This is a genomic window from Actinomycetospora sp., assembly GCF_055612215.1.
This window is the reverse complement of sequence record NZ_JBVPVA010000237.1, coordinates 1-4949: the sequence shown is the minus strand read 5'-3', so window position 1 is coordinate 4949 and position 4949 is coordinate 1. Positions and strand designations below refer to the sequence as shown.

Annotated in this window: 6 protein-coding genes; 5 read left to right on the top strand and 1 reads right to left on the bottom strand. The window is 74.6% G+C overall.

Going from position 1 to position 4949, the window contains the following annotated elements; translation table 11 throughout:
• The coding region (locus AC0CYZ_RS06545; RefSeq protein WP_472213500.1) for an FAD-binding protein at positions 1 to 550 on the top strand (550 nt) is incomplete at its 5' end.
• A complete protein-coding gene (locus tag AC0CYZ_RS06540; protein WP_472213497.1) occupies positions 547 to 2007 on the top strand; it encodes a dihydroorotase in 1461 nt (486 codons plus the stop codon). The genes AC0CYZ_RS06545 and AC0CYZ_RS06540, both read left to right, overlap by 4 nt.
• 32 nt (positions 2008 to 2039) lie before the next feature.
• Here AC0CYZ_RS06540 and AC0CYZ_RS06535 read toward each other — a convergent pair whose 3' ends face one another.
• Positions 2040 to 2597: a TetR/AcrR family transcriptional regulator gene (locus tag AC0CYZ_RS06535; protein ID WP_472213495.1), complete on the bottom strand. Its 558-nt coding sequence runs from the start codon at positions 2595 to 2597 to the stop codon at positions 2040 to 2042.
• Between the two features lie 101 nt (positions 2598 to 2698).
• Here AC0CYZ_RS06535 and AC0CYZ_RS06530 point away from each other — a divergent pair, with 101 nt between their 5' ends.
• From AC0CYZ_RS06530 to AC0CYZ_RS06520, 3 genes are all read left to right on the top strand, one after another.
• Positions 2699 to 3583: an aldo/keto reductase gene (locus tag AC0CYZ_RS06530; RefSeq protein WP_472213493.1), complete on the top strand. Its 885-nt coding sequence runs from the start codon at positions 2699 to 2701 to the stop codon at positions 3581 to 3583.
• A 66-nt stretch (positions 3584 to 3649) separates the two neighbouring features.
• On the top strand, positions 3650 to 4357 hold the full coding sequence (locus AC0CYZ_RS06525; RefSeq protein WP_472213491.1) for an alpha/beta fold hydrolase: 708 nt from the start codon (positions 3650 to 3652) through the stop codon (positions 4355 to 4357).
• Positions 4358 to 4388: 31 nt separating this feature from the next.
• Positions 4389 to 4949 (top strand): SIR2 family NAD-dependent protein deacylase (locus AC0CYZ_RS06520; protein WP_472213488.1); only part of this gene is annotated, 561 nt, incomplete at its 3' end.

Genomic DNA, 4949 nt, shown 5'->3' with positions numbered 1-4949 from the left:
CGTCGGCTACTCCGAGTACGCCGCGATGCTCGCCGCCCGGCCCGGCGCGCGCGGCTGGGTGGTGCTCGACGCCCGCATCGACGCCGCGACGCGCAGGTTCCGCGACTACCTCGACGTCGTCGAGGCGGGGGCGGTGCGCTGGGCCGACACCGTCGAGGAGCTGGCGGGGCGCCTCGGCGTCGACGCCGCGGTGCTCGGCGCCGAGCTCGCCGACGCGGCCGCGGTGGCACGGGGGGAGTCCGCGGGCGACCGGGTGGGCCGCCGCCGGGTCGCGGCCCCGCTCGAGCCGCCCTACGCCGCCGTCGAGATCGTCCCGGCGCTCTTCCACACCCAGGGCGGGCTCGCCGTCGACGAGCACGCCCGCGTCCTGGACGCCTCGGGCCGCCCCCTCGGCGGCCTCTACGCCTCCGGCGGGGCGGCGGTCGGCATGTCCGGCCACGGCGCCGCCGGCTACCTCGCGGGCAACGGCCTGCTGCCCGCCCTCGGCCTGGCCTACCGCGCCGCCGAGCACCTGACGTCGATCCTCACCCAGAAGGAGATCCCCGCATGAGCCACGACCTCGTCGTCCGCAACGTCCGCGTGGTGCGGCCGGGGACCGAGGAGACCCCGCTCGCCGACATCGCCGTCGACGACGGCCGCATCACCGCCGTCGGCCCGGATCTCGGCGCCGACGCAACCGAGGTGCACGACGGGCGCGGGCAGCTCGCGTTCCCCGGGGTCGTGGACGCCCACCAGCACTGGGGCATCTACAACCCGCTCGCCGAGGACACCGCCACCGAGAGCCGGGCGTGCGCGCAGGGCGGGGTGACCACGTCGCTGACCTACATGCGCACCGGGCAGTACTACCTGAACAAGGGCGGGTCGTACGCCGACGTGTTCCCCGAGGTGCTCGCGGCCTCCGAGGGGCGCTCGCACGTCGACTACGCCTTCCACCTCGCGCCGATGCAGGCCAGCCACATCGACGAGATCCCGATGCTCGTCGACGAGCACGGCGTCACGTCGTTCAAGATCTTCATGTTCTACGGGAGCCACGGGCTGCACGGGCGCTCGAACGCCCAGAACGACTTCCTCATGATCCCCGAGGGCGAGCGCTACGACATCGCGCACTTCGAGTTCGTCATGCGCGGCATCCAGCGGGTGCGCGAGCAGCGCCCGGACATCGCGGACCGCATCTCGCTCTCGCTGCACTGCGAGACCGCCGAGATCATGACGGCCTACACGAAGCTCGTCGAGGAGGACGGGACGCTGCACGGCCTCGAGGCCTACAGCGCGTCGCGGCCGCCGCACTCCGAGGGGCTCGCGGTCACCATCGCCTCCTACCTCGCGCACGAGACCGGGCTGCCGACGATCAACCTGCTGCACCTGTCGTCGGCGAAGGCGCTCGAGGCGGCCATGCTGATGGCGGGGACGTTCCCGCACGTGGACTTCCGGCGCGAGGTCACCGTCGGGCACCTTCTCGCCGACGTGCACACCGCCGACGGCATCGGCGGCAAGGTCAACCCGCCGCTACGCCCGCGCTCCGACGTCGAGGCGCTGTGGCGCCACGTGCTGGCCGGCGACGTGTCCTGGGTGGTGTCCGACCACGCGTGCTGCAAGGAGGCGACGAAGTTCGGGGACGACCACGAGGACGTCTTCGCGGCGAAGTCCGGGTTCGGCGGCACGGAGTACCTGCTGCCGGGGCTCGTGGGGGAGGGGCTCAAGCGGGGGCTGGCGCTGCCGCGGATCGCGGAGCTGACCTCGACCAACCCGGCCCGGCGCTTCGGACTCGGCACCAAGGGCGACCTCGCGCCCGGCTTCGACGCCGACATCGCGCTCGTCGACCCCGACACCTCGTGGACGGTCGACCCCGCCGCGTCCGAGTCGACCCAGGAGTACAGCCCGTTCCGGGGCCTCGAGATCGGGTCGACGGTGACGCGGACGTTCCTGCGGGGCCGGACGGTGTTCGCCGACGGGGCCGTGGTCGGCGAGCCGGGCGGGCGGTACGTGAAGAGGCCTTCGGCCATGTGAACGGTTCTGGTCGCTCCAGCGCCCAGTTCCGTTCACATGCGCAGCCCCGCGGCCACGAGGTCGAGCAGCCGACCCAGCCGGGCGCGGTCGTCGGACCCCGCCGTCGAGACGAACACCCCCACGAGCAGGGTGACGACGTCGTCGGGGTCGAGGTCGGCACGCAGCGTCCCGGCCCGCGCACCCGCGGCGAGCAGCGTCCCGACGGCGGCGTCGATCGCCTCGCGCGGGGTGGTCACCGTGCCGTCGGCGACCATCGTCCGGAACGTCTCGGCCATCCCGCGCTTGGTGATCACGAACTCGGCGTAGTGGTCCATCCACACGCGCAGCGCGTCGGCGGGTTCGTGCGCGGCGAGGAGGTCGTCGACGACGGCGCACACCGCGGCCAGCTCGGTCCGGTAGACCGCCTCGACGAGGGCCTCGCGGGTCGGGAAGTGCCGGTACAGCGTCCCGATCCCGACCCCGGCGTCGCGGGCGATCTTCTCCAGCGTCGGGTCGTCCCCGGCGGCGAAGCCCGCGGCGGCGGCGCGCAGCAGGGCGTCCCGGTTGCGGCGGGCGTCGGCGCGCAGGGGAGGGGTCGGGTCGTCGGCCATGAAGCGGAGGCACCTCCGGTTTCGTGGTAGCGTCGGTGGCGCGAACGGAGGCGCCTCCGGTCCGCTCTCCGTCAGTCTGCCACCACCCGCAGGAGGCCACCATGACCAGCACCAGGACGCGCCCCCACCCCGGCGGCCTCGCGACCCTCTCCGGCCGCTCCGTCGCCCGGATCGGCTACGGCGCCATGCAGCTGCGCGCGGAGGGTCCCGACGACGAGCCCGTGGCCGTCCTGCGCCGTGCCGTCGAGCTCGGCGTCGACCACCTCGACACCGCGCAGTTCTACGGCGACGGCCTCGTCAACCGGCGCATCCACACCGCGCTCGCCCCCTACCCCGAGCACCTGGTGCTGGTCAGCAAGGTCGGGGCCACCCCGGCGCCCGGCGAGGAGGTCCCGCTGCGGCTCGCCCAGCGCCCCGAGGACCTGCGCGCCCAGGTGGACGACAACCTCCGCTCGCTCGGGACGGACCGCATCGACGTCGTCAACCTCCGCCGGGCCGACGCCGCCCCGGGGCTGGTCGCCGAGGGCGACCAGGTCGTCGACCTCGACGACCAGCTCGCCACCATGGTCGACCTCCGCGACGCCGGGAAGATCGGCGCGATCGGGCTCTCGCACGTCTCGGCCGACCAGCTGCGGCACGCGCTGCCCGTCGGGATCGTGTGCGTGCAGAACGCCTACTCCCTCGTCGACCGCAGCAGCGAGGCGGTGCTCGACCTCTGCCGCGAGCACGACATCGCCTGGGTGCCCTACTTCCCGCTCGGCGGCGGCTGGCCGGGTCAGCGCCAGGTCACCGAGCTCCCGGCCGTCGTCGACACGGCCGCCCGCCTCGGCGTCACCCCCGCGCAGGTCGGGCTCGCCTGGCTGCTCGCGCACGCGCCGCAGACCCTGCTCATCCCGGGCACCCGCAGCGTCGGGCACCTCGAGGAGAACCTCGCGGCCGGCGACCTCGCGCTCGACGCGGAGACGATGGCCACGCTCGGGCCGTGAGGGTGTCGAATTCCGGGGCGGTGTGACGACACCCTCCGTGACGCCCCCGAGATCCCAGGAGTTCCCGTGACGACCTTCGTCCTCGTGCACGGCGCGTCCTCGGACCACCGCTACTGGTCCCGGCTCGCGCCGCTGCTCACCGTCGCGGGGCACACGGTCGTCACCCCCGACCTGCCGGTCGCCGACGAGACCGCCGGGTTCACCGAGTACGTCGACGCCGTGCTGACGGCGGTCGGTGAGCGGGCCCCGGTGGTGCTCGTCGGGCAGTCGATGGGCGCGTTCACCGTGCCCCTGGTCGCCGCGCAGGTCCCGACGACGTTGCTGGTCCTGCTGGCACCGATGATCCCGGCGCCCCGCGAGACGGCCGGCGCCTGGTGGGCCGCCACCGGGCACGGCGCGGCGATGGCGGCCCACGCCCGGGACCTGGGGCTCGACCCGGGCGACCTCGACCCGGTGCGCGCCCCCCGCGAGGTGTTCTTCCACGACCTCCCCGCCCACCTCGTCGCCGAGCTCGAGGCCGAGGGCGCGCCGCCGCAGGCCGGGGCGATCTTCGGGATGCCCTACCCGCTGGCGCGCTGGCCCGACGTCCCCACCCGGGTCGTCGCCGCCCGCGACGACCGCCTCTTCCCGCTGCCGTTCGTGCGCCGCCTGGCCGCGGAGCGGCTGGGGGTCGACGCGGAGGTCGTCCCGGGCGGGCACCTGTGCGCGCTCGGGCACCCGCAGGAGGTGGCGACGACGCTGCTGCGGATGGTCGGGGAGCTCGGCTCCGGGTGAGCGGTGCGGCGGCCCGTGGCACGGTGGGGCCGTGGCCGTTCCGCACACCGACCAGGACCGGATCTCCGAGGCGCGGGAGCTGATCGCCGCGGCGCGGTCGGTCACCGTCCTCACCGGGGCCGGCGTCTCCACCGACTCCGGCATCCCCGACTTCCGCGGCCCGCAGGGGGTGTGGACGAAGAACCCCGCGGCGGAGCGCATCTGGACCTATCAGCACTACCGCGACGACCCCGAGGTGCGCCGCACCGCGTGGCAGGAGCGGGTCGAGCACCCGATGTGGACCGCGCGGCCGGGCCCGGCGCACGACGCGCTCGTCCGGCTCGAGCGCTCCGGGAAGCTCGTCGCCCTGCTCACCCAGAACATCGACGAGCTCCACCAGGCGGCCGGGTCCTCGCCCGACCGCGTCGTCGAGCTCCACGGCACCAACCACCACACGGTGTGCCTGGACTGCGGGGCCGTCACGCCCATGGCCGAGGCGCTCGACCGGGTGCGCGCCGGCGAGGACGACCCCGCCTGCGCGCGCTGCGGCGGGGTGCTCAAGGCGACGACGATCATGTTCGGCGAGATGCTCGACATGGACGTCCTCGAGCGC